This window comes from Kribbella sp. VKM Ac-2571, assembly GCF_004362255.1.
GTDB lineage: Bacteria > Actinomycetota > Actinomycetes > Propionibacteriales > Kribbellaceae > Kribbella > Kribbella pratensis.
This window is the reverse complement of the sequence record NZ_SNWS01000005.1, coordinates 225,657-248,269: the sequence shown is the minus strand read 5'-3', so window position 1 is coordinate 248,269 and position 22,613 is coordinate 225,657. Positions and strand designations below refer to the sequence as shown.

Here is a 22,613-nt window from a genome sequence, read left to right as displayed (position 1 = left end):
TCCTAAGCGAGGTAGCCGTCCGGGCGGATCAGGATCTCGTCGCCCGGCTGGGCGTGGTAGATCGCGAACGCCTCGGGTGAGGTGATGTCGACCGTGTGCGGGTGCGTCGCCGGTGTGGTGGGGGCGAACCGCAGCAGCGTCTCGTGCGGACCGCGGAGGAGCTCGAACAGGCGCACTTTGTTGCCCTCGGCATCTGTGAGCGGCGCGTCGGGGGCGCGGTCCCCGGAGGCCAGGGCTCGGGTGTCCGCCGGGTTGCGGTACGAGATGTCCAGCTGGCGGGTGTTCTCGCCGCGCTCCAGTGCCGACTGGTCGCCGTCGATGTGCTTCTGCAGCAGGTCCTGACTGATACCGAGGACCCGCTCGGCGTTCGTGCGGCGTTCGGTCTCGTACGTCGCCAGCACCTCTTCACGTCCGTCGGCCAGCTTCCAGCCGAGGTTGTACGCGTCCTGGACGCCGGTGTTCAGACCTTGACCGCCGGTCGGTGGGTGCACGTGGGCGGCATCGCCGGCGATGAAGACCCGGCCTACTCGGAACTTCGCGGCGAGCCGCACGTTCGGACGCCACACGGTCGACCAGGTGAGGTCGCGGAGCTTCGCCGTACCCGGGCCGGCGAATTTGTCGACCACCTCCTGCAATGCTTCGAGCGAAGTGTCCGCGTCCTCGCCATCGAGGGGAGCGCCGAACTGGAACTGATCGCCGCCGGACAGCGGAGTCATCGCGATGCCGGACATCGGATTGTCCGCGGCGCCGAACCAGTAGCCCACCTCGTGGTCGAGCCCGTCGGCCGCGACGTCCCCGAGCAGCATGCGGATCGACTCGTCGGTCGTCCCTTCGAAGGGGACGCCGAGGTGCTTGCGGACGAAACTCCTCCCGCCGTCAGCACCGACCAGGTAGTCGACGGTCAGCGTCTCGCCGGTCGACAGGTCGGCGGTCACCGCGTCCGCGGTCTGTGTGAAGCCGACGATCGCGGTGCCGAGTTCGACGCTCACGCTGTACTCCGCGAGCTTGTGGCGCAGGATCTTCTCGGTGCGGGACTGGCTGAGCATATGGCCGTTCGGGTACGGGATGTCGGGTGTGGGCTCGACCGGATCGGCCATCCGGCGCTCGTCGACGAGCCGGCCGCCGACGTAGATCTTCATCACCGGGACCGGGCGGCCCTGCTGCAGGACCTCGCCCAGTACGCCGAGATCCTCGAACACCTCGAGCGTCCGCGGCTGCAGGCCGTCGCCGCGCGATCCGTTGAAGAACTCGGTCGCCTTGTCGATCACCCGGACCGCGATGCCGCGCCGGGCCAGCTCGATACCGAGGGTCAGGCCGGTCGGTCCGGCACCCGCGATCAGGACGTTCATGGTCGTCTCCGTGACTGAATTATGATTCACTGAATTCAGATTCAGTTTGTCCGGGACTAGGGTTCGCTGTCAAGGAGGTACTCGTGACGGACACGGTGAGCCGCCGGCAGCGGGCGGCCGGGACCGAGGTGGCGCTGAAGCAGGCCGCGCGCGACGTCTTCGCCGAGCGCGGGTACCTGAACACGAAGATCACCGACATCACCGCGGCCGCGGGCCGCGCGACGGGGTCGTTCTACAACCACTTCGCGAGCAAGGAAGAGCTGCTCGAGGCGCTGCTCCGCGACATGCTCGCGGCAGCGGACGAGGCGGTCGTCGACGACGCCGGACACGACGCCGACTTCAGTAAGCGGTCGGCGATCCGCTGGCATGTGGCCGCGTTCTGGCGGTTCTACCAGGCGCATCTGCCGGAGATGATCGCGGTGAAGCAGGCCGCGATGGCGGACCCGGAGCTGGGGCGGCGGCTGCAGCAGATCATGGCGGACGACGACCAGCACATGGTCGAGCACTTCGCACACCTGCCGAACCCGCCGGCCGACCCGCTCGTCACGATCTCCGCCATGAACGCCCTGATGGAGGGCTTCGCCTACACCTGGCTCGTCGTCAACCCGTCCAACGGCCAGACGATCTCCGATGAGAACGCCATCGACACCCTCACCAACCTCCTGCACCACGGTCTGGCGGGGTAGAGGCGAACGCCCAGCCCATCACAATCGAGCGGTCTCGATCCCCGTCCGGCGTGGAGCCGGCAGTTCGACGCAATTGTGATGGCCTGGAGATGCGGACCCTAGTCCTCGGGCGGAGGTGGTTCCTCGGCGCCTTCGCGTTCGTCGCGGGCGGCCCAGTCCATCAGGGTGTCGAGTGAGTAGACGTTCTCGTCGATCGTGGCGTGCAGGTCGCCGAGTTCGGCGTAGCGGGCGGGGACGGTGGCGATCGTGAAGTCCTTCGGGTTCACGTCGTCGATCTCGTCCCAGCGGATGGGGGTCGAGACCGTGCCTTCCGGGTTGCCGCGGACCGAGTAGGCGGCCGCGATCGTGTGGTCGCGGGCGTTCTGGTTGAAATCCACAAAGACCAATCGCGGGTCGCGGTCCTTGCGCCACCACGTGGTCGTCACGTCCTCGGGCGCACGCCGCTCCACCTCACGCGCGAACGCCAGCGCCGCCCGCCGTACGTCGGAGAAGCCGTACGTCGGCTCGACCCGGACATAGATGTGGATGCCCGATCCGCCCGAGGTCTTCGGGTAGCCGACCGCGCCGAGCTCGTCGAGTACTTCGTGCACCGTGTGCGCGACCCGCCGGACCCGATCGAACGGGCAGTCGGGCATCGGGTCGAGGTCGATCCGCCACTCGTCGGGCTTCTCGGTGTCGGCGCGCCGCGAGTTCCACGGATGGAACTCGACCGTCGACATCTGCACCGCCCAGGCGACGTGGGCGACCTCGGTGACGCACAGCTCGTCCGCGGTCCGGTTGTACCGCGGGAACTTCACCCGCACGGTCTCCATCCACGGCGGCGCTCCGTGCGGCAGCCGCTTCTGATGGACCTTCTCGCCCGCGACACCCTCGGGGAACCGGTGCAACATACACGGCCGCTCGCGCAGCGCGTTGACGATGCCGTCCCCGACGGACAGGTAGTACTTCACCAGATCCAGCTTGGTCTCCCCGCGCGCAGGAAAGTACACCCGCTCCGGATTGGAGATCCGAACGGTCCGCTCACCCACCTCCAGCTCGATCGCCGGAGACTTCGCCTTGGACTGGGCCATGACGCCAACCTAACCGGCGCCGGGGACAAACGGCATCAGGCCAGGCGGGTGAGCCAGCCGCGGGTGTCCGGGGTGCGGCCGTACTGGAGGTCGAGGAGCGTGCTGCGGATCTTCGCGGTGACCGGCCCGACGCCGTGGTTGATCGAGTGGTCGCCGATGGTGAGGTCGCCGTCGGGCCAGGCGAGGCGTCCGATGGGGGTGATGACGGCGGCCGTGCCGGAGGCGAACACCTCGGTGATCTCGCCGGAGCGGATGCCGTCCTTGCATTCGTCGGCGGAGATGCGGCGCTCTTCGACCGGGTGGCCCAGGTCGGCGGCGAGCTCGAGCACGGAGGCGCGCGTGACGCCTTCGAGGATCGAGCCGTTCAGTTCGGGCGTCGCGATCCGGCCGTCGGCGTACACGAAGAACATGTTCATGCTGCCGATCTCCTCGAGCCACTTGTGCTCGACCGCATCGACGAACGCGACCTGTTCGCAGCCGTTCGCAACCGCCTCGGCCAGGCCGGCGAGGCTGGACGCGTAGTTGCCGCCGCACTTGGCCGCTCCGGTCCCGCCTGGCGTCGCCCGGATGGTCGAGGTCGTCAGCCAGATGGACACCGGCTTGGGGCCGGTGTCGAAGTACGGGCCGGCGGGCGAGGCGATGACGCCGAACAGCACCTCGTGGGCGGGCCTGACGCTCAGTGCGGCCTCGGTGGCGATCATGTATGGCCGGAGATACAGGCTGGTCTCGCCGTCATCGGCCGACGGCACCCACGCCTCGTCAACGGTCACCAGCGCCCGCAGGGCCGCGACGAACTCGTCCTCCGGCACCTGCGGCAGCGCAAGCCGCTCCGCACTCGCCGTGAACCGAGCGGCGTTCCGGTCCGGACGGAAGGCCCACACCGAGCCGTCGGCGTGCCGGTACGCCTTCAGGCCCTCGAATATCTCCTGCGAATAGTGGAAGACAGCAGCCGCCGGGCTGAGTGACAGCGGTGCGTACGCCGTGACCTTCGAGTCGTGCCAGCCACGGTCCACCGACCACTTGGCAACGACCATGTGGTCCGTGAACGACTGTCCGAAGGACGGATCGGCAAGCACCGCCGCCCGAGCCTCTGCACTGGCCGGGTCGCTGCGCAGTTCGACCGCGAAGTCCCATGCATCTGTCACTACCGTTGCCCGCTGTTCACCTGTCACTCGCCGCACGCTACCTCTGATCTCACCTCCAGCTCGACCCGCCGCCCACACTCCGACCACTCCGGTACGCCGATCGCGCCAGCAGTTGCCGTAGCTCGACTGCACCGGGCTCTGCCTGTACGACGTGCAGCACTCGATCGGCAGCGTCGTACACCAAGCAGTCCTGCCACTCGTCCGGTAGCTCGACCAGGACCCGGAGTGCCGTGGCCAGGCCTGCTGCGACTTCGCCCGCGACCACCAGGCACTCGGCCAGGCACAGGTCGAGTCGTGCACGTTCGCCGATCCAGCTCTCGGGGCAGAGCTCCCTGGCGCGCTCCAGCAGCACACAGCCGGGCACGCCGTACCCCAGCAGGGTGCAGACCCGTCCTTCGGCCCAGTGCAACTGGTACGGCAGGGCCTGTGGGGTGATGCGCAGGAGCTCGTCGCCGATACCGATCAGCTCCTGCAACGCGCGGTGCGCGTCCTGGGTGCGTCCGAGCTCGGCAAGGACGAGCGCTCGCGATGTCCGCGGCACGCAGCCTGCCGCGCCCGGCGCCTGCCGGTCCAGCGCGACGGATTCGTCCGCTAGCTCCAGCAGCTCTGCCAACGGACGCCGCTCGGCAAGACCGGTGATTGCTTCCTTGGCCCGCACCAGCGCCGGCAGCGGGCCCTCGCCGACGCTGTCCGCAGCCGCGCGTGCGGCCCACCACCAGCGCCTGGCAGTGCTTCGCTCACCCAGCCTGGCGAGGGTCTCGGCGATCAGCATGCTCAGCTCGGCTGCCTCTACTCCGTCAGCGCCGTGCAGCTGCCGCACCAGCTCCGGTAGCAGGCAGGCCGGTGGAACACTGCGGTAGTCGTCGGGCACCGGTCCGCCGGCATCGAGCGTGGCGACCAGCCCCCGCCACGCTGTCTCCAACGGGTCGGCCTCCGGCCGGAGCTGACCTGCGCGGGCGGGCCTTCGCTCGAAGGTGGCAGCCAGTCGGCCGTCAGTGCCGAGCTCCCGGTCGCAGAGCCGGGCCAAGTCCGCAGAGCCGGGCCGCTGCCCGCGCTCCACCTGCGACAGATAGCTGTGGTCGTACCCGACCCGTGCTGCGAGTTGGCGCAGGCTCAGCCCGGCCGCCTGCCTGCACTGCCGCAGCAACGGGCCGAACGATGCCCCAATCGACGTCCCAATCGATGTCTCGGTCACAGGACCACCCCGTTCGCGCTTCGAGCTCATGTGGTGCGTGCCGGACAAGCTACAAGCCCTCGCCGACAAAAACCGTGGAAAACAAGGGCATGTGGGCTGTGGGCTGTTCCCACAGCCCACAGCCCACACCTGTTGTGCGCACTGCGTTCTGGGTGATCCTGAGCAGGTGAACACGCTGAAGCGACAGGCTCGCCTCTTCCGTCTGGTCCGGCCCATCGCCGCCCCTGGTTCCCGGATGCTCGCGGAAGGTGCGGAGTGGTCCGATGGTGCCGTCGCGCTCAGGTGGCTCGGCCGCTGGTCGAGCACCTCGACCTGGGACGACATCGAGGCACTGCTGGCGGTTCACGCCGCCGACGGCGACACCCGGCTGCACTGGCTCGACCCGCCGCCGGTCCGGCCGGCCGCACCACCTCCCGAGCCGCAGGAGAAGACGGTCTGGCTGCCGGCGCCGGCTCCTGACGGCCTCTGCTCACGCTGCGGCCGCCCGTGGCCCTGCCTCGACTGCGGTCCCTAGGGCACGTCTCCCCAGCCGTGCGTGAGACATCGGTGTCAGGGATTACTTGACGCGGTTTAGTGTGAGGGGGTTTGGGCCGGGTTGGTGAGGGGTGGTGCTGGTGGCGGACGGTGCGGTGGTGGATCCGCTGGACGAACTGGATGCTCAGGTGGCTCGGCTGCGGGTAGTGGCGGACGAGTTGCGGGAGGCTCGGGGGAAGCCGGTTCTGGAGGGCAACCAGGTCGAGCTGATCGAGGACGGGCCCACACTGTTGCGGACTTACGAGGAGATGCAGCGCAGTTGCCGGGTGCAGGTCCGGGCGCTGGATCGGCCGCCGTACTCGACGCCGCCCGCGTCGCAGCAGAAGCTCGAGCTGAACCGGCTGGCGGACGGGCTGGTGTACCGGGCGATCTACGGGTTCGAGGTGTTCGAGTCCGAGGAGGTCATGGCGGTGCTGCCGGAGCTGCGGGCGGCCGGTGAGGTGAGCCGGGTGCTGCCGCAGATGCCGATGAAGATGGTCCTCGGGGACGACACCATGGCGCTGGTCGCACTGACGAAGCGGGCGCCCGCCGAGTCCCACCTGCTGATCAGGTCGTCCGGTCTGCTCGACGGGCTGATCGCGATGGTGGGGACTGGCCGTACCGATGCCGGAGCTGGAGGCCAACGGCGACGTGGCGGAGCTGCGGGCGCCGGACCGCGACATCCTGATGCTGCTGGCCGGCGGAGCCACCGACGACATGATCAGCAGGCGGCTGCGGATCAGTCCCCGGACGACCCAGCGCCGGGTCCGCGCGCTGATGGATGCCCTCGGCGCGCAGACCCGGTTCCAGGCGGGCGTCCAGGCCGCCCGCCGCCGCTGGATCTAGGTCCTAGTTGATCGTCACCACCGTTCCGGCCCGGTTCGGGAACTCGACGAAGCCGGTCGAGCGCTGACCGGTCGCCAGCCCGGACCACGACGCCGTCACCTGGAACGGCTTGAACGCGGCCGGTGCTACCGGCGGCGTGACCTTGAGCGAGCTACCGGTCGAGGAGGTCACGACGTTCGTCTGCATCGTGTACTCCGTCGTGCTCGCGCCCGGCGGGTTGGACAGGGTGATCGCAAGAACACCCCACACACCAGGAGTGGGTGCGGGCACGCTGGCGGACGCCTGGTTCGATCCGTCACCGACGAACGACAGGAACTGCATCTGACCGTTCACGACCTTGTACAGGACCAGCCAGATGCTCCCGGCCGGGTCCACGGTCTTGATGTTCCACTGCACTGCCTTGGTCTGGGAGGTCGCCGTCACCGGGTAGTCCGGAAGGTCGGCATCCGCTGCCCCAGCAGGCACCGCGCCAGGAACGAGAGGTGCCGATACCACGCCGTACGACCGGATCGGTACGCCGGCCTTGCCGACGGTTGCGGTGAACGAGGTGGAGCCGGAAGCGCCGGTGCCCGTGACTGCAGTCGGAGCAAGCACGGACGTCGGTACGACGACGATCGGGCTACGGACTGTCTTGTCGGCGCCCTGCCACGTCAGCCAACCGTTGCTGGTCGTGCCGGAGTCACCTGTGTCGAGAGTGAGCTTCACTGTGAAGGTCTTCGTCTCACCGGCCTTGCTGAAGTGCAGGATTGACGGCGTGACCACGGCCTTCATACCTGGTACCGAAGCAGTCGCTCGGTACAGGCCCGCAGTCACAGCGGTCACTCGCCGGGTGATGGTCTGCGTGCCCAGCAACTGGCCGACCGCGATCGAGGGAGCGTTGTAGTCACTCGGGTTGATGGCCGATACGCCGGTACCGGTCTTGACGCCGGTGCCCTCCAAGTAGCCCAGCCAGTCCGTGTCGCTCGAGTCGTAGACGAGGCCTGGGTCCAGCATCTTCGACGGCTGTACCTCACCGGCGCCGGCGTCGAAGGGGTTGGTGTTGACGGCTCCAGTAGAGGTCAGCACGTTGCCGGCAGTCGTCATCAGCGCCGACTTGACCGCCATGGGCGACCAGTCCGGGTGCTTCGACAGGTACAGGGCTGCCAGACCCGCCACGTGCGGTGCAGCCATCGACGTACCCGACAGGAACGCGTAGTTCTGTCCGCCGTTGGTGGGCGGTGCGACAGCGGCCAGCACGTTGACACCCGGTGCGGTGAGGTCAGGCTTGAGCAGGTTGCCGTTACTTGACAGAGACGGGCCACGCGACGAGAAGTCGGCCATCTGCGGGTACGGCGTCGTGGTGCTGGTCTGGTTGCCAGGTACGAGTTCAGCGGTCGCGTCTGCCTGCGTCGCGTAGGACTTCACCGACAGCGAGCCAGGGGTGTTCAGGTGCACAGTCGGTACGACGTGGGAGTCGCCGACCACGTCCTGGTCGAACAGGTTCAGCAGCACCATTCCGACGCCGCCGGCACGCTGTACCTCGGCGGACTTGTCCACGCGCGCACTGATGCCGCGTTCGCACGCGACGATCTTTCCGGCCGTCTTGGCGGGGTCGAGGGTGTTCGCGAGACAGATGAGTGCGTCCGAGTCGCTCACGCCGTCCTTCTTGACTGCGGCTCCGTTGACGAGCGGCCTGCTGCCCGTCGGCGACGTGATCGTCGTGCTGACGCCGGAGTACTTCTGGCCGTTGCCCAGCACGACTGTCCCGTTCCACGGGGCGACCGTGGTCGCTCCAACCGTGGTCACCCAGGGGGAGGTGTTGTCGAGCGTCGCTGCGTCGGGGCCGGAGTTGCCACCGGCTGCGGAGACGAAGACACCAGCCGACGCAGCGGACAGGAACGCTAGCTGGATCGGGTCCGTGGCCGGGGACTCGATGGTCGAGCCGACCGAGTAGTTGATGACGTCGACGCCGTCTGCGACTGCCTGGTCGATAGCAGCGACGATGTCGGAGGTGAGACCACCTGAGTCCTGCGTCGCCTTACCGGACCAGAGCGCCTTGTACACAGCGATCTTGGCGGCCGGTGCGACACCAGTCACCGTACCGAGGTCACGGCCGCCCAGTACGACGTCCACGTCAGCCCGCCCTGCCGCGGTGGTAGCGGTGTGCGTCCCGTGGCCCTCACCGTCGCGCGGCGACTCGTAGTCGGCACGGCGCTCCGGCGGGACCAGGCTGAGCCACCCGTCACCGAAGTACTTCGCACTGATGAGCTTGGTGTTGCACAGGTCGGCGGTGAAGTCCTGACCGGCCTCGCAGCTGCCGGTGAACGTGCTGCCGTCGGCCTTCTGCATCACAGTCGTCGAGCCGGACAGGTAAGGACGGTACGGGTCCGCAGCCGTCGCCGGCTCGGTGCCGAGCTTGGGGCCGGACAGCGACGCGCTCTCGGGCCAGATGCCGGTGTCGACCACACCTACGACGACACCCTGGCCCGCGGTCGCCGTACCGCCGAGCTTGTTCCATACGCCGGTCCGGCCGGACAGCTTCAGGAAGTCGGTCGGGTTGCGGTCGTCCAGGGCGACGTGCAGCTGGTCCGGTACGACGGCCATCACACCAGGTGTCTTGGTGAGCTCGTTGACCTGCTTCGAGGTCAGCGAAGCGGCGAAGCCGTTCAGTGTGGTCGAGTAGTCGTGGTCGACGTGTGCTCCGACCTTCGCAGCAACCTGTGCGTGCTTGCCGGTCAGATAGGCGCGGTACGCCTTCCCGCTGGTGCTGTTGACCTCGACCTTGCGGCCAGCTGCCGGCTTGGTGGCCTTCAGCCCGGTGACGCCACCCTGGTACGTCGCGAGTGGCTTGTCGGCCAGTGTTACGACGTACCGCCCAGGTGCGAAGGTGAGACGGCTGCTGGACGGCGCATCTGTGCCTGGTGCAGCGGAGCCCGGTGGAGCCACCAAGGCGGTGGTGATCAGCGCGGCGCCTGCAAGCAGTGCGGCGCGCCGACGCAGGTTGGGATGGTTCACGTGATGCCTCCACGGCATGTAGTCCTGGCCGTGGCTGTAGCCCCGGCCGCCCGCCCCCGAGCTCGGACGCCGAAGAGCCTGCCAATCCACCGCTCCGACCACACGGTTTTGGCTTCAACTAGCCGCTGGCGAAAACCTGCCAGTCAGCGCACCGCAGTTGCCAGGAGGTACTGCGCCTTCAGGCGTACCTGGCCGGTTGACGTGATCCAGTCGTCGGCGATTGTCTGCAGGACGCGCTTGCGTACTTCATCCAGGCGGCCGGCCTGTTCAAGGAGGGGGAGGGTTTCGATGCCCAGGGGATGGGCTGCGATGCGGGTCTCCCAGTAGTCCTCGGCGGACGCCGCCACGATGTCGAGTTCGAGCGTCGTGCCGGAAACCGCGAAGGCGTGCGGGTCGAGGAGCTCGGACAGTGCGGTCGGGTCATGCCACTTGAACGGCGTACCCAGGGCGCCTCCCGTGACCTCTCGGACCGCAGCGAGGATGACGCCGACGAGTTGGCTCAGGACTCCTGGTTGCCAGCTGGTCAGGAGGATTCGGCTCGCGGGTTTCGCGACTCGAGCGAGTTCGGCGATTGCGGCGGCCGGGTCGGGGGCGAAAATGACGGCGAAGTTGGACAGGATCACGTCGGCTGAAGAATCCGGCAGCGGGATCGACGCTGCGTTGCCGGCGACGACGGTCAGGTCGCGGTCCAAGGCTGTCTCGGCGATTACCTCGCGGAGGCGGGCAGCCGGCTCCACCGCGGTGACACGGGCGCCGAGATCGGCCGCGAGGAGGGCGACGTTGCCAGTGCCCGCGCCGACGTCGACCACGTGCTCACCGGGCCGGATGTTCGCTGCCGTCACCAGTTCCCGAGCTGCGGGCAGCAGATCCGCGGCGGTCGGTTCGTAGCTGCCCTTGCCCCAGTCCATCTCCGTCACGCGACCACCCTAGGCCGGGTTCCCGCCAGCGTCGGGTATCCGCCGTCGCCGACGCATTGACCGGTGATTATGGAGCATCTCTACTAACGAACTGGGAGTTGCAGGACAGCCACGCGCCGTACCTCGACTCCCTCCCTGGCCTGCCCGGCTCGCGCCGCCCCCGCGAGCCGGGCCGGAGCCTGTGGATTACCGATGTCTGTTTGTAGGGATCCGCTGGTATGAAGGAGGCATGACAGCGTCAACGACCCGCTCGGTGATCCTCACCGTCGACGACGATCCCGGCGTTTCCCGGTCGATCGCCCGTGACCTCCGCCGTCGGTACGGCGAGGAGAACCGCATCGTCCGGGCCGAGAACCCGGTGCAGGCGCTCGACGCGCTGAAGGAGCTGAAGCTCCGCGGTGAACCGGTCGCGCTGCTGCTGGCCGACTACCGGATGCCGCAGATGTCCGGCATCGAGTTTCTCGAGGCCGCGATGGACCTCTTCCCGCTGGCCCGCCGCGTGCTGCTCACGGCGTACGCCGACACCGACGCTGCGATCCAGGCGATCAACGTGGTCGACCTCGACCACTACCTGCTGAAGCCGTGGAATCCGCCGGAGGAGAAGCTGTACCCGGTGGTCGACGCGATGCTCGACCTGTGGCGGTCGACCCCGGAGCCGTCCGGCGACGAGACCCGGGTCATCGGTCACCGCTGGTCGGCGCCGTCGTTCGCGGCCCGCGACTTCCTCGCCCGCAACGCGGTGCCGTACCGCTGGCTGAACGTCGACGACGACGAGGCCAAGCGGCTCCTGGATGCCGCCGACGTGGACGGTACGACGCTGCCGGTCGTGATCACGCCTGACGCCACGGTGATGATCGCCCCGTCCGAGGCCGAGCTGGCGCAGAAGGTCGGCCTGTCCACGGCGCCGGCGAAGGACTTCTACGACCTGGTCGTGGTCGGCGGCGGCCCGGCCGGGCTCGGTGCGGCGGTGTACGGCGCCAGTGAGGGCCTGCGGACTGTGCTGGTCGAGCAGTTGGCGACCGGTGGTCAGGCTGGGCAGTCGAGCCGGATCGAGAACTACCTGGGCTTCCCGGACGGCGTGTCGGGCGCGCAGCTGACGGACCGGGCCCGGCGGCAGGCGGTCCGGTTCGGGGCCGAGCTGCTGACGACTCGCCAGGTCGTCGGCCTCGAGACGCTCGGCAACGCGCGGCGGCTGGTGTTCGCCGACGGCAGCGAGATTTCGGCGCACTCGGTGATCCTGGCGACCGGGGTCTCGTACCGGACACTGCAAGCCCCCGGTGTCGAGGATCTGTGCGGCCGCGGCATCTACTACGGATCGGCCACCACCGAGGGTCCGGCGTGCGCCGGCGCCGAGGTCTACATCATCGGCGGGGCGAACTCGGCCGGTCAGGCGGCGGTCTATTTCTCGAGGCATGCGAAACGCGTGCATATGCTGGTGAGAGGACCATCGCTCACCGCGACGATGTCGTCGTACCTCATCGACCAGATCGACGGGATCGACAACATCGAGGTGCACACCTGCACGCAGGTCGTTTCCTGTATCGGCTCGGAGCACCTGGAACACCTCACCTTGCTGAACAGCGAGACCGGGGAGAAGCGTGAGGTGGACACGGAATGGATGTTCGTGTTCATCGGCGCGGCCCCGCGGACGGACTGGCTGCCCGGTGACGTGCTCCGCGACGACCGGGGCTTCGTGCTCACCGGACCCGACCTGCACGGCAGACCGCCGGGCTGGCCGCTGGACCGGGAGCCGTACCACCTGGAGACGAGCATGCCGGGCGTGTTCGCCGCCGGCGACGTACGGGCCGAGTCGGTGAAGCGGGTCGCCTCCGCGGTCGGCGACGGAGCGATGGCCGTGACACTGGTGCACCGATACCTGGAGATGCTCTGATGACTGACCAAGCTGTGGCGCCGCGGCGACTGACGCCGGACGAACTCCGCACGCTGTTCCTCTTCGAGAGCCTCACCGAGGAGCAGCTGCAGTGGCTCTCCGAGGCCGGGTACGTCGAGTCCGTGCATGACGGGATCGTGTTCAACGAAGGCGACGAGGCGACCTGTTGCTACGTCCTGCTCTCGGGTGAGATCCGGCTCTGCAAGCTGTCGCACGGCGAGCTCGTGGAGATCAACCGGACCGGCCAGCGCGGGGTGTACTCCGGGGCGTTCAACGCGTTCTTCGGCGCCAACGATCACAAGTCCTACACCGCGACGATGCAGGTGACCGGGCCGTCGGAGTTCTTCGTGATCAGCGCCGAGACGATGGCGACGATGATGAACACCTGGTTCCCGATGGCGGTGCACCTGATCGAGGGCTTCGTGATGGGCATGCGGCGGACCAATGAGACCCTGGGGGAGCGTGAGCGGTTGCTTGCCCTCGGCTCCTTGTCCGCGGGTCTGACCCACGAGTTGAACAACCCGGCCGCGGCGGCGGTCCGGGCCGCGGCGACCCTGCGGCAGCGGGTGTCCGGGATGCGGTCGAAGCTGGCGATGCTTGCCGACGGCACCCTCGACGCGACCAAGCTGCACCAGATCGTCGCGTTGCAGGACGACGCGGTCGAGCGGCTGGAGAAGAACAAGGACAAGGACCTCCCGCCGATGGAGTTGTCCGACCGCGAGGACACGCTGACGGACTGGCTCGACGACCACGACGTCCAGGCAAGCTGGGACGTGGCACCGGTGCTCGCCGCCGCCGGCCTGGATGTGCCCTGGATGGAGAACGTGCTGGAGGCAGTCGGGCCGAAGTACCTCGAGGGTGCAGTCCGGTGGTTGATGTACACCATCGACACCGAGTCGCTGATGAACGAGATCGACGACTCCGTGACCCGGATCTCGACCCTCGTCGGTGCGGCGAAGCAGTACTCGCAGATCGACCGGGCGCCGTACCAGACCATAGATCTGCGGGAGTTGCTGAAGTCGACGCTGGTGATGATGTCGGGGAAGCTGCAGGGGTACGAGGTCGTCAAGGACTTCGATCCCGAGCTGCCCCCGATCCCGGCGTACGCCGCAGAACTCAACCAGGTGTGGACGAACATCATCGACAATGCGGTGAGCGCGATGGGCGGATCCGGGACGCTGACGCTCCGTACCCGTCGCGACGGCGCCTACGCGGTGGTCGAGATCGGCGACACCGGACCGGGCATCCCCGACGAGATCCGGCGCCGCATCTTCGAGCCCTTCTTCACCACCAAGCCGATCGGCGAAGGCACCGGCCTGGGCCTCGACATCTCCTGGCGCATCGTGGTGAAGAAGCACCACGGCGACCTACGCGTCGAGTCCGAACCGGGCCACACGGTCTTCAAGATCGTCCTACCCCTGGACCCCGAACGCGAACTGGAGTCCGACCCAGCCCTGCTTGCTTAAGGCAACCAGTCGACGATGGCGGTGACGACTGCCGGGTCCAGATGTCCTGGGACCTGGTAGTCGGCCATCGTCGACGGGCCCTCGCCGGGGAAGAACACGTGGTTGTCGGCATCGAGCACTGTGATCGTCGCGTCCGGGACGCCCGCGCGCCACGCCGGTAGGTCGTCGGCGACGGTGACCTGGTAGTCGCGACCGCCTTGCAGGACAAGGATCGGTGCGTCGAGCTTCGCGGCCGTCACGACCGGGTCGTACTCGCGCTGATCCAACCAGAACGACGCCGGGGCGCCGAACGGCAGGTCAGTCGCGAGGGTGTCCGGAGAGACGTCGTCGGCCGCGACCGCTTGCCGTTCGAAGAGTGTCACGGTCTCGGGTGGGACCGCCTCGGGATTCGTCTGGGCCAGGTAGCGCACGACGCGGACTGCCGCGTGCTGCATGGGCTGAGTATCGCCGGCCATGATCACGACCCCGGCGACGAGCGGTTCCTCGGCGGCGATCCTCGGTGCGATCTTGCCGCCCATGCTGTGGCCGATGAGGACGACCCGCTCGACGTGCTCGGCGAGCAGCCGTACGGCGGCGATCCCGTGCGGCACGTACTCCGCAGTCATCGTGTACCCCGGCTCGGCCATCGCTTCGGGCCGGTTCGCGGTGACCTTGTCGAAGCGCAGGACGGAGACGCCCCTCGTTGCCAAGCCCCAGGCGAGGTCCTTGAGCGGCTTGTTCGGTCCACTGGTCTCGTCGCGATCGAACGGACCGCCGCCGGTCAGCAGAACGGCACCTTGGCCGGTCGGTCGCGCAGGCAACGTCAACGTGCCTGGGACGGTTCGGCCGTCCGCCTCGAGGGTGATCTCGTGTTCGGTGAAGCCGGCGGGATCGGCGTACGGCGGGGGAGTCCAGGTCATCGGCGTACCTTTCTCATGATTTGAGAAAGGTAGCATGACGTGAGATTGTTGCGCCATGGGTCCGTTGGAGCTGCTGGGGCATCCGGTGCGGTTGCGGATTGTGCATGCGCTGCGCGGTGGACGTGAGTTGACGACCGCTGAGCTGGGGGAGCGGATCGCGGACGTGTCGAAGGCGACGCTGTACCGGCACGTCGAACTGCTCGCCGAGGGCGGCATTCTCGAGGTCGCGGAGGAACGGCGGGTGCGGGGTGCCGTGGAGCGACGCTTCCGGTTGCGGGTCGCGAGCGCGTTGATCACGCCGGAGCAGCTCGCGCAGTTGACGGTCGAGGACCACCGGCGCGGGTTCGCCGCGGCGATGGCGGCTCTGGTCGCGGAGTTCAACGCGTACGTCGAACGCGACGGAGCCGACCCGATCGCGGACCTCGTCGGCTATCGCCAGCACGGCATCTGGCTGACGGAAGCCGAACTCCACCAGCTGATCGAGGGGCTCCGAGCCGCCATCCTCCCAGTCCTGTCGAACGAGGCCCGCCCGGGCCGATCGCGCTACCTCCTCAGCCCGATCCTCTTCCCCACAAACGACGACGCCTGACCTCCACCCGAGTCACTTTGTGCACGGGATCCGTGCCGGCGGAGGCTGAATGTACGGATCTGGTGCACAAAGAGTGCGACAGCCTGGACGTAGGTCGCGGGCTAGAGCTGGCCGGCTTCGGCGTGACAGCTGCTTGACGCATTCCGATATGGGCATATGATTGCGGGCATGGCACGAGCGGCGACGACTTCGGACGTCTTCAACGCGATCGCCGAGCCGCAGCGCCGGGAGATCCTGGTGTTGCTGCGGGCGGGCGAGCGGCCGGTGACCGAGTTGGCCCAGGAGTTGGGGATGACTCAGCCGGGGGCGTCCAAACACCTGCGGGTGCTGCGGGAGGTGGGGCTGGTGCGGGACCGCAAGGCAGGCAAGCAGCGGCTGTACGGGCTGGATGCCCGCGGGCTGCGACCGGTCCATGAGTGGGCCGGCGGGTTCGAGCGGTTCTGGAACGAGAGCTTCGACCGGCTGGATGCATACGTGCAGGACCTGAAGCAGACACGGCAGGAGGAGAGCAGATGAGCGGGCAGGGTGCGTCGGCACAGTCCACGACGGGGCGCGGGGTGCCGGTGGGGTCTGCGACGGCTGAGCGGGAGATCGTCATCTCGCGGGTCATCGACGCTCCGCGGGAGTTGGTGTTCGAGGCGTTCACCGAGGTTCGGCACCTGTCGGAGTGGTGGGGGCCGGAGGGGTTCACTACCACCACGCGGGCGTTCGAGTTCCGGGTCGGTGGGGTGTGGGACTTCGTGATGCGTGGGCCGGACGGGACGGACTACGGCGAGTGGATCACTTGGACCGAGATCGTCGCTCCGGAGCGGATCGCGTTGCTGCACGGTGAGTCCCGCGATGACCCGAACTCGTTCGAGTCGGTGCTGACGTTCGCGCTCGACGGTGCGGCGACGCGGATCGAGATGCGCACGGTGTTCCGGACCAAGGAACTGCGCGACGAGGCGGTCGAGAAGTACGGCGCGATCGAGGGCGGCCGGCAGACGCTGAGCAAGCTGGCTGCGTACGTCGGCTCTCGGTTGGGAGTGGAGGGCTGATGGGCGGGAAGGTGTTCTTCGGGGTGTCGATGTCGCTGGACGGGTTCATCGCGCCCGATTCGCCCGAGGAATTGATGGGAAAGCAGTGGATGGAGCTGCAGCGGTGGGTCTTTCCGCTGCGGTTCTTCCGGGAGAACCTGAAGCTCGGAAAGGGCGGCGAGGAGGGGCGCGACAACGACATCGCGCGGGAGACGTACGAGCGCACTGGCGTGAGTGTGATGGGTAAGCGCATGTTCGATGCCGGCGAGCGGATGTGGCCGGAGGAGGCGCCGTTCCATACGCCGGTTTTCGTGGTGACGCACGAGAAGCGTGACCCGTGGGAGCGGCCGGGTGGGACGACGTTCTACTTCGTCAACGATGGCATCGAGGTCGCGCTCGAGCAGGCGCGCGAGGCTGCGGGCGATCGCGACGTGCGCATCGCGGGTGGCGGTGCGACGATCCTGGAGTACCTGAACGCCGGGCTGATCGACGAGTTCTCGATCGCGCTGTCGCCGGTGCTGTTCGGCTCCGGAATCCGCCTCTTCGAGGGCGTGGATGCGAGCCGCGTCGCCCTGGACCAGATCCACGCGGAGCACTCCCCGAAGGTGACACACCTGACCTACTCCGTCCGACAACGCTAGGCGAACCGAGCCGAGTCAACTGGCGCCTTATGTGACCGCCGACGGGTTGTGTACAACAGGCCAGCCACGAAACAACCCGCCACTCGGCGGACCGGCGGTGAAACAGGCCGCTGGTCGGCGGGTCGGCGGGAAGCAAGCTGCGGGGCGGTGGGGGACGGCCGGTCGGTTGGGTGGGGGGGTGGGGTTAGCGGAGGGCGGTGCCTTGGGTGTGGGTCAGGAGGGTTAGGTCTTGGCGGGTGGGGAGGGATTCCCAGTCGCCGTACGCCGTTACGCAGAAGGCGCCTGAGGTTGTGGCTCGGGTCAGGCGGGCGTCGGGGGCGAGGTTGTCGAGGATGGCGGAGAGGTAGCCGGAGACGAATGCGTCGCCGGCGCCGATGCTGTCGACGACCGTGACGGGGAGGGCGGGGCTGTGGATGGTGTGCACCTCAGGCGAGGGCGCGTCGTCGGATTCGGAGCCTTTGGTGTGGGACCAGGCGCCCTTCCCTCCGGCCGTCACGACGACTGTGTCGACGGACCTCAGAAGGTCGGCGACCGGATCTTCGGCGTCGGTGAGGAGGTCGAGTTCGTCGTCGGATGCGAAGACGGTGTGGATGTGGGGGAGAAGTTCGCGCAGCGCGGTGGCTGCTTCGGGGCGGGTCCAGAGGCGGGCGCGGTAGTTCACGTCGAGTGAGACCTGAGTGCCTGTGGCGGAGGCCGTGCGTACGGCGGCCAGCGTGGCGGCACGTGCGGTGTTGGAGAGCGCCGGGGTGATGCCGGTGACGTGGAGCAGCGTTGGGGCTGTCGCGGCGACCGCGGCCGTGGTCTCGTCTGGCGTGAGGGTGGAAGCAGCCGAGCCGCGGCGGTGGTAGCTCACGCGGGTGATGTCGTGCGACGGCTGGTCGAACGCGATGAACCCGGTGAACGCGTCGTCGGAGAACCGGATCTGAGTGCCGACGTTCTCGGCGCGGAGGGTGCGTTCGATCAGCCGGCCTGGTTCGTCGTTGCCCAAGGCACTCAGCCAGGTGACGTCGTGCCCGAGCCGCGCGACACCGATCGCCACATTGCTCTCGGATCCCGCGATCGAGAGCTGCGCATCCCCGCCGAGCCGCATCGGCCGGGCAGTCCGCACCGAGACCATCGTCTCGCCGAGAGTCAGCAAGTCCGTCATGTCAGCACTCCGGGAAACGGGGCGATCCCGCGGATCGCCGTCAGTTGCGGGGTCGCAAGCATCAGATGTTGAGGGCTGTGCGGAAGGTGCTTGCTCGGATGGCCAGTTCGGCGAGGGAGCCGCCGGTGCCGGCGTCGCCGAGGAGGGGGGAGCCGACGCCGACCGCGAGGGCTCCGGCGGCGAGGTACTTCGGAGCGGACACCGCGTCGATGCCGCCGACCGCGATGATCGGGGCGTCGGGGAGCGGCGCGCGAAGTTCGGAGAGGTAGCCGGGGCCGTGAAGCTTGGCGGGGAAGATCTTGACGGCGGTGGCGCCCAGATCCAGCGCGGCCACTACCTCGGTGGGCGTGAGTGCGCCGCACAACAGCGGCAGGCCGAGCTCGACCGAACGGTGGGCGCCGCGAGTGATCGCGGGCGTGACCGCGAAGTCGGCGTTGGCGGCGGCGACCTCGTCGGCCTGGAGGGCAGTGACGACGGTGCCTGCGCCGATCAGGATGTTCGCGTCGTACTGCGCACGCGCCTTGGCGATCGCCTCGATGCCGCCGGGCGTGGTGAGTGAGACCTCGAGGGCCGTGATGCCGGCCTCGACGAGGGTCTGGACACAGGCGAAGGCTGTGTCCGCCCCGTCGGCGCGCACGATCGCGAGCAGTTTCCGGCTCCGGAGTTCGGCAAGCAGATCCATAATCCCCAACCTATGTGATCAGTTTAGACATAGGACGTCCAATGAGCCCTGGCGTGGACGCTCACCGCGACCGAGCTGAACAGTATCCGCACCGCGGACAGCACGTCGGTGCCCAACGCCGTACTCGCTCTGCCCCTCGGGTGACATCACACCGGCCCGGCGGACAGCGTCAACCGCCAGGTCAGTTCACCGCTCGCCGGCACCACCGCGGCGTCGCCCGGACCGGCGGTCGCCAGATCGAACACGCGGCCCAGCATCGGCTCGACCCCCAGACTCCGGTACGGCGCATCGTCCGGGAAGCCACCCTGGTTACGCCACAACGCTGTGGACACTGGTTGCCCCGGGCAACTCAAGGTCATGGTGAGCTCGGCACCGCGATCACGGACCGAAACCGTTGGGCAGTCCACCAGAATCGCTCCGGCAGCCGTCCCGTCCGTCGGGCCGAAGGTTCCGAGGTCGAGAGGGGTCGGCCAGATGGCGGTCACCCAGTGGGCGTCGCCCGGCCACGTCCACGGCAACCACGGCGCGGCCTCGGGATACAGGCGGCATTCGGTGCCGGGTTGGGCGGAGATGGTCGCACCGGCCAGGCAGTCGAGGAGCGCGTGGGCGGCCCAGATGAAGCGGTAGCCGGCCGGAGCCTGCAGATGGTAGTCGACGCTGACGGTGTCGGTGCCGGCGGTGAACGCCCGCGTCAGGATCACGTTGTTGTACGTGACCATCCCGTCCCACGGCTGATTCCACAGACCGCCGTGGTCAGGGAACCCGCGGACGGTGGGGAAGCATTCGTCGACGCCGCCCGCGTCGATGAAAGTGGCGAGGCCGGTGCGTGGACCGGTGACCAGGCCGGGCCCGGCCCAGAGCCATTCGCGGCCACCGAGCTGCAGAGAGGTCCAGCGGCCGCCGTCAGCTGCATCGATGGTCACCATTCGGCAAATGATCCATCTTCGTGGGTCCACACCGGGTTGCGCCAGGCGTGGCCGGTTCGGTCCGCGGCGCGGACGGCCTCCTCGTCGACCGTGATTCCCAGGCCGGGCAGGGGGTTCCAGTCCGCATGACCGTTGACCCAGGCGAACGGCGCGGGATCCACGACGTACGACGTGAGATCGCTCGTCACGTTGTAGTGGATGCCCCGGCTCTGCTCCTGGATAAGGAAGTTCGGCGTCGCGAACGACACCTGCAACGAAGCCGCCAACGAGATCGGCCCGAGCGGGCAGTGCGGCGCGAGCATCGCACCGTGGGCATCCGCGAGTACGGCGATGCGTCGCACCTCGGAGATCCCGCCGGCATGCGAGACGTCGGGCTGCACGACCGCGACGCCCGCGTTCAACGGCGCCATGAAGTCGGACCGGTGGTACAGCCGCTCGCCGAGCGCAACCGGCACCGTCGACGTCGTGACCACCTCGGCCAGGTGAGCCATCTGCTCCGGCAGCACCGGCTCCTCGACGAACATCGGCTGCAGGTCCTCGACCGCGTGCAGGATGCGGCGCGCCGCGGCCACGCCGACCCGTCCGTGCAGGTCGATCGCGACGTCCCGGGAATCCCCGAGGACCGCGCGAGCGGCAGCGAGCCGGTCGACGATGTCGTTGACCTCGGCGACGGACGGCGAGGCCTGGATCTGCCCGCTGGCGTTCATCTTGACGGCCGTCATCCCGGCCGCCACCTGCTCCGCGACGGACTCACCGATCGCGGACGGCTCGTCCCCGCCGACCCAGGCGTACACGCGGACCCGATCCCGGACCCGCCCGCCGAGGAGCGCGGCGACCGGAGCGCCGTACACCTTGCCGGCGATGTCCCACAGCGCATGATCGAGCCCGGCGACCGCGCTGCTCAGCACCGGCCCGCCCCGGTAGAAGCCGCCCTTCGTCAACACTTGCCAGTGCCGCTCGATCTGCAGCGGATCCTGGCCGATCAGGTACTCCGACAGTACGTCGATTGCGGCCCGGACGACCTCGGCGCGCCCTTCGACGACCGGCTCGCCCCACCCGACGACACCGTCGCTCGTCTCCACCCGGCAGAACAACCAGCGCGGCGGAACCAGGAACGTCTCGATCCTCTCGATCTTCACCGGCGCCGCCGCCGGGTCGATCCGCGGACCTCGGTGAGGTCCTCGGCCGCCTTCGCGAGCAGTTCCCGCATCGCGAGCTCGGCGCCCTCGGGGTCGTGCGCGCGGACCGCGTCCACGACGCGCCGGTGGCTCGGCACGGGATCGTCCGACGGCTTCACCTTGTGGACCAGCCGGTCGCGGTCGGCGAGCCCGGTTTCCATGATCACTTCCATCTTCGTCAGCAGTTCGTTGCCCGTTGCCGCGAGTAACGCGCGGTGGAAGGCCAGGTCCGCGGCCGCCGCCGCGACGTTGTCACCCGCGGATTCCATCGCTGCGAGCGCCTCGTCGAGCGCCGTGAGGTCCGCATCGTCGGATCGCACCGCGGCCAACCGGGCGGCGGCCGGCTCGACGATCCCGCGGACCTCGTGCAGTTCCTCGAGCAGCTCGGGCCGGGCGTCCGCGTCGCTGAAGTGCCAGCGGATCATGTCGGCGTCGAGCAGGTTCCAGTCCGAGCGCGGCCGGACGAACGTGCCGCGCTTCTGCCGCGCGTCGACGAGACCCTTCGCGGTCAGCACCTTCAAGGCCTCGCGTACGGCGGTCAGGCTGACGCCCAGGTCGGACTGCAGCTCGGTGACGTTGATGGTCGCGCCCTCCGCGATCTGTCCGGACAGGATGCGCTGCGCCATCTCCTCCACGATCTGCCCGTGCAGTCCCCGCGACACCCCGCGCTGAATCCCCGTCACCCTGCTCTCCCTCACGCCGAGTCCTTCACTGCGGACCATCCGCCGTCGACCACCAGGCTGGTCGCGGTGACGAACGACGCCTCGTGTGACAGCAGGAAGGCCACCGCCTGCGCCACCTCGTCCGGTTGCCCGAGCCGCTTGAGTGCCGTCGCCTGGGCGCTGCGCTCGCGTCCCTCGGCGTCGACGCGGTCCCACATCGCCGTCACGACCGGCCCCGGAAGCACGGTGTTCACCCGGATCGACCGACCGTACTCGACCGCGAGTTGCCTTCCGAGTGAGACGAGCGCCCCTTTGGTTGCGGCGTACGCCGGATGGCCTGGGAGACCTGCGATGGCGTGCACCGACGAGACCAGTACGACGGAGCCGGCGTTCGCGGCGAGGTCGTCGTACAGCGCCTGGAAACCGAGGAAGGACGCGGTCAGGTTGACGTCGAGCTGGCGTTGCCAGGACGGCGGCGACAGCTCGTGCGCCGGCTTCACGTCGACGAAGACCGCGTTGCTGACCAGGCCGTCGATCGGGCCGAGCTCGTCGCGGCCGCGGGCCCGGACCTCCGCCCAGGTGTCGGCCGACGCGACGTCACCGACCACGCTGATCGCCTTGCCTGGCTGGTTCTTGCAGGGATGGATGTCCACCTGCACGACCTGCGCGCCCTCGGTCAGCGCCCGCTCGACACACGCCGCGCCGATCCCCGACGCAGCCCCGGTCACCACGATCACTCGCCCTGCCAGTCGCACCCGCGCCTCCTTCGATCAGCTCCCACCCAAGCACGGAGGCAGGCCG

At 68.5% G+C, this 22,613-nt stretch carries 22 protein-coding genes; 9 read left to right on the top strand and 13 right to left on the bottom strand.

What is annotated here, in order from left to right; genetic code table 11:
• Positions 1-2: 2 nt before the first annotated feature.
• On the bottom strand, positions 3-1,349 hold the full coding sequence (locus EV651_RS13725; protein ID WP_133785535.1) for an FAD-dependent monooxygenase: 1,347 nt from the start codon (positions 1,347-1,349) through the stop codon (positions 3-5).
• An 83-nt stretch (positions 1,350-1,432) separates the two neighbouring features.
• Here EV651_RS13725 and EV651_RS13720 point away from each other — a divergent pair, with 83 nt between their 5' ends.
• Positions 1,433-2,035 carry a TetR/AcrR family transcriptional regulator gene (locus tag EV651_RS13720; RefSeq protein ID WP_202870321.1) on the top strand — a complete coding sequence of 201 codons (603 nt, stop codon included), beginning with the start codon at positions 1,433-1,435 and terminating at the stop codon, positions 2,033-2,035.
• Between the two features lie 98 nt (positions 2,036-2,133).
• On the opposite strand, the gene ligD is transcribed toward EV651_RS13720, so the two are convergent.
• Genes ligD through EV651_RS13705 form a run of 3 tightly spaced genes read right to left on the bottom strand, consistent with a single transcriptional unit; the run spans position 2,134 to position 5,445 of the window.
• Complete coding sequence (gene ligD, locus EV651_RS13715) at positions 2,134-3,105, bottom strand: non-homologous end-joining DNA ligase (protein ID WP_133785534.1); 972 nt, start codon at positions 3,103-3,105, stop codon at positions 2,134-2,136.
• Positions 3,106-3,140: 35 nt separating this feature from the next.
• Entirely contained in the window at positions 3,141-4,286 is a 1,146-nt protein-coding gene (locus EV651_RS13710) for a branched-chain amino acid aminotransferase (RefSeq protein ID WP_133785533.1), read from the bottom strand.
• 13 nt (positions 4,287-4,299) lie between these two features.
• On the bottom strand, positions 4,300-5,445 hold the full coding sequence (locus EV651_RS13705; RefSeq protein ID WP_166658599.1) for a helix-turn-helix transcriptional regulator: 1,146 nt from the start codon (positions 5,443-5,445) through the stop codon (positions 4,300-4,302).
• Positions 5,446-5,611: 166 nt separating this feature from the next.
• Here EV651_RS13705 and EV651_RS41360 point away from each other — a divergent pair, with 166 nt between their 5' ends.
• Together EV651_RS41360 and EV651_RS13700 are read left to right on the top strand one after the other, a co-directional pair.
• Positions 5,612-5,959 (top strand): hypothetical protein, encoded by a 348-nt coding sequence (locus EV651_RS41360; protein ID WP_166658598.1) that lies wholly within the window; start codon positions 5,612-5,614, stop codon positions 5,957-5,959.
• 100 nt (positions 5,960-6,059) lie between these two features.
• Positions 6,060-6,815 carry a hypothetical protein gene (locus tag EV651_RS13700; RefSeq protein ID WP_133785531.1) on the top strand — a complete coding sequence of 252 codons (756 nt, stop codon included), beginning with the start codon at positions 6,060-6,062 and terminating at the stop codon, positions 6,813-6,815.
• On the opposite strand, the gene EV651_RS43085 is transcribed toward EV651_RS13700, so the two are convergent.
• Together EV651_RS43085 and EV651_RS13690 are read right to left on the bottom strand one after the other, a co-directional pair.
• On the bottom strand, positions 6,808-9,798 hold the full coding sequence (locus tag EV651_RS43085) for a S8 family peptidase (RefSeq protein ID WP_202870320.1): 2,991 nt from the start codon (positions 9,796-9,798) through the stop codon (positions 6,808-6,810). The genes EV651_RS13700 and EV651_RS43085 overlap by 8 nt on opposite strands.
• Before the next feature lie 143 nt (positions 9,799-9,941).
• Positions 9,942-10,706, bottom strand: a complete 765-nt coding sequence (locus EV651_RS13690) for a class I SAM-dependent methyltransferase (protein WP_238156888.1) — start codon at positions 10,704-10,706, stop codon at positions 9,942-9,944.
• Between the two features lie 238 nt (positions 10,707-10,944).
• On the opposite strand from EV651_RS13690, the gene EV651_RS13685 reads away from it, so the two are divergent.
• A complete protein-coding gene (locus EV651_RS13685; RefSeq protein WP_133785529.1) occupies positions 10,945-12,606 on the top strand; it encodes an FAD-dependent oxidoreductase in 1,662 nt (553 codons plus the stop codon).
• The gene (locus EV651_RS13680) at positions 12,606-14,072 is read left to right on the top strand and encodes an ATP-binding protein (protein ID WP_133785528.1); all 1,467 of its coding nucleotides are present in this window, start codon (positions 12,606-12,608) and stop codon (positions 14,070-14,072) included. The genes EV651_RS13685 and EV651_RS13680 overlap by 1 nt, the downstream gene beginning before the upstream one ends.
• Here the strand turns inward: EV651_RS13680 and EV651_RS13675 are convergent.
• Positions 14,069-14,971 (bottom strand): S9 family peptidase, encoded by a 903-nt coding sequence (locus EV651_RS13675; RefSeq protein ID WP_202870319.1) that lies wholly within the window; start codon positions 14,969-14,971, stop codon positions 14,069-14,071. The two genes, EV651_RS13680 and EV651_RS13675, sit on opposite strands and share 4 nt — an antisense overlap.
• A gap of 55 nt (positions 14,972-15,026) precedes the next feature.
• Between EV651_RS13675 and EV651_RS13670 the strand changes: the two genes are divergently transcribed.
• The 4 genes from EV651_RS13670 to EV651_RS13655 all read left to right on the top strand — a co-directional run bounded on the left by EV651_RS13670 (position 15,027) and on the right by EV651_RS13655 (position 17,217).
• Positions 15,027-15,560: a helix-turn-helix domain-containing protein gene (locus EV651_RS13670; protein ID WP_133785526.1), complete on the top strand. Its 534-nt coding sequence runs from the start codon at positions 15,027-15,029 to the stop codon at positions 15,558-15,560.
• A gap of 168 nt (positions 15,561-15,728) precedes the next feature.
• A complete protein-coding gene (locus EV651_RS13665; protein WP_133785525.1) occupies positions 15,729-16,076 on the top strand; it encodes a metalloregulator ArsR/SmtB family transcription factor in 348 nt (115 codons plus the stop codon).
• On the top strand, positions 16,073-16,597 hold the full coding sequence (locus EV651_RS13660; protein ID WP_133785524.1) for an SRPBCC family protein: 525 nt from the start codon (positions 16,073-16,075) through the stop codon (positions 16,595-16,597). Before EV651_RS13665 ends, EV651_RS13660 begins: the two co-directional genes overlap by 4 nt.
• On the top strand, positions 16,597-17,217 hold the full coding sequence (locus EV651_RS13655) for a dihydrofolate reductase family protein (protein WP_133785523.1): 621 nt from the start codon (positions 16,597-16,599) through the stop codon (positions 17,215-17,217). Before EV651_RS13660 ends, EV651_RS13655 begins: the two co-directional genes overlap by 1 nt.
• Positions 17,218-17,401: 184 nt before the next feature.
• Here the strand turns inward: EV651_RS13655 and EV651_RS13650 are convergent, their stop codons facing one another.
• From EV651_RS13650 to EV651_RS13625, 6 genes are all read right to left on the bottom strand, one after another.
• Positions 17,402-18,364, bottom strand: coding sequence for a sugar kinase (locus EV651_RS13650; RefSeq protein WP_133785522.1), 963 nt, complete (start codon positions 18,362-18,364; stop codon positions 17,402-17,404).
• A 61-nt stretch (positions 18,365-18,425) separates the two neighbouring features.
• Entirely contained in the window at positions 18,426-19,046 is a 621-nt protein-coding gene (locus EV651_RS13645) for a bifunctional 4-hydroxy-2-oxoglutarate aldolase/2-dehydro-3-deoxy-phosphogluconate aldolase (protein WP_133785521.1), read from the bottom strand.
• Between the two features lie 146 nt (positions 19,047-19,192).
• Positions 19,193-19,972 (bottom strand): hypothetical protein, encoded by a 780-nt coding sequence (locus EV651_RS13640; RefSeq protein WP_133785520.1) that lies wholly within the window; start codon positions 19,970-19,972, stop codon positions 19,193-19,195.
• The gene (gene dgoD, locus EV651_RS13635) at positions 19,966-21,111 is read right to left on the bottom strand and encodes a galactonate dehydratase (protein WP_133785519.1); all 1,146 of its coding nucleotides are present in this window, start codon (positions 21,109-21,111) and stop codon (positions 19,966-19,968) included. The genes EV651_RS13640 and dgoD overlap by 7 nt, the downstream gene beginning before the upstream one ends.
• On the bottom strand, positions 21,108-21,848 hold the full coding sequence (locus EV651_RS13630) for a FadR/GntR family transcriptional regulator (protein ID WP_238156865.1): 741 nt from the start codon (positions 21,846-21,848) through the stop codon (positions 21,108-21,110). The genes dgoD and EV651_RS13630 overlap by 4 nt, the downstream gene beginning before the upstream one ends.
• Complete coding sequence (locus EV651_RS13625; RefSeq protein ID WP_133785517.1) at positions 21,845-22,567, bottom strand: SDR family NAD(P)-dependent oxidoreductase; 723 nt, start codon at positions 22,565-22,567, stop codon at positions 21,845-21,847. Before EV651_RS13625 ends, EV651_RS13630 begins: the two co-directional genes overlap by 4 nt.
• Between the last annotated feature and the right edge of the window lie 46 nt (positions 22,568-22,613).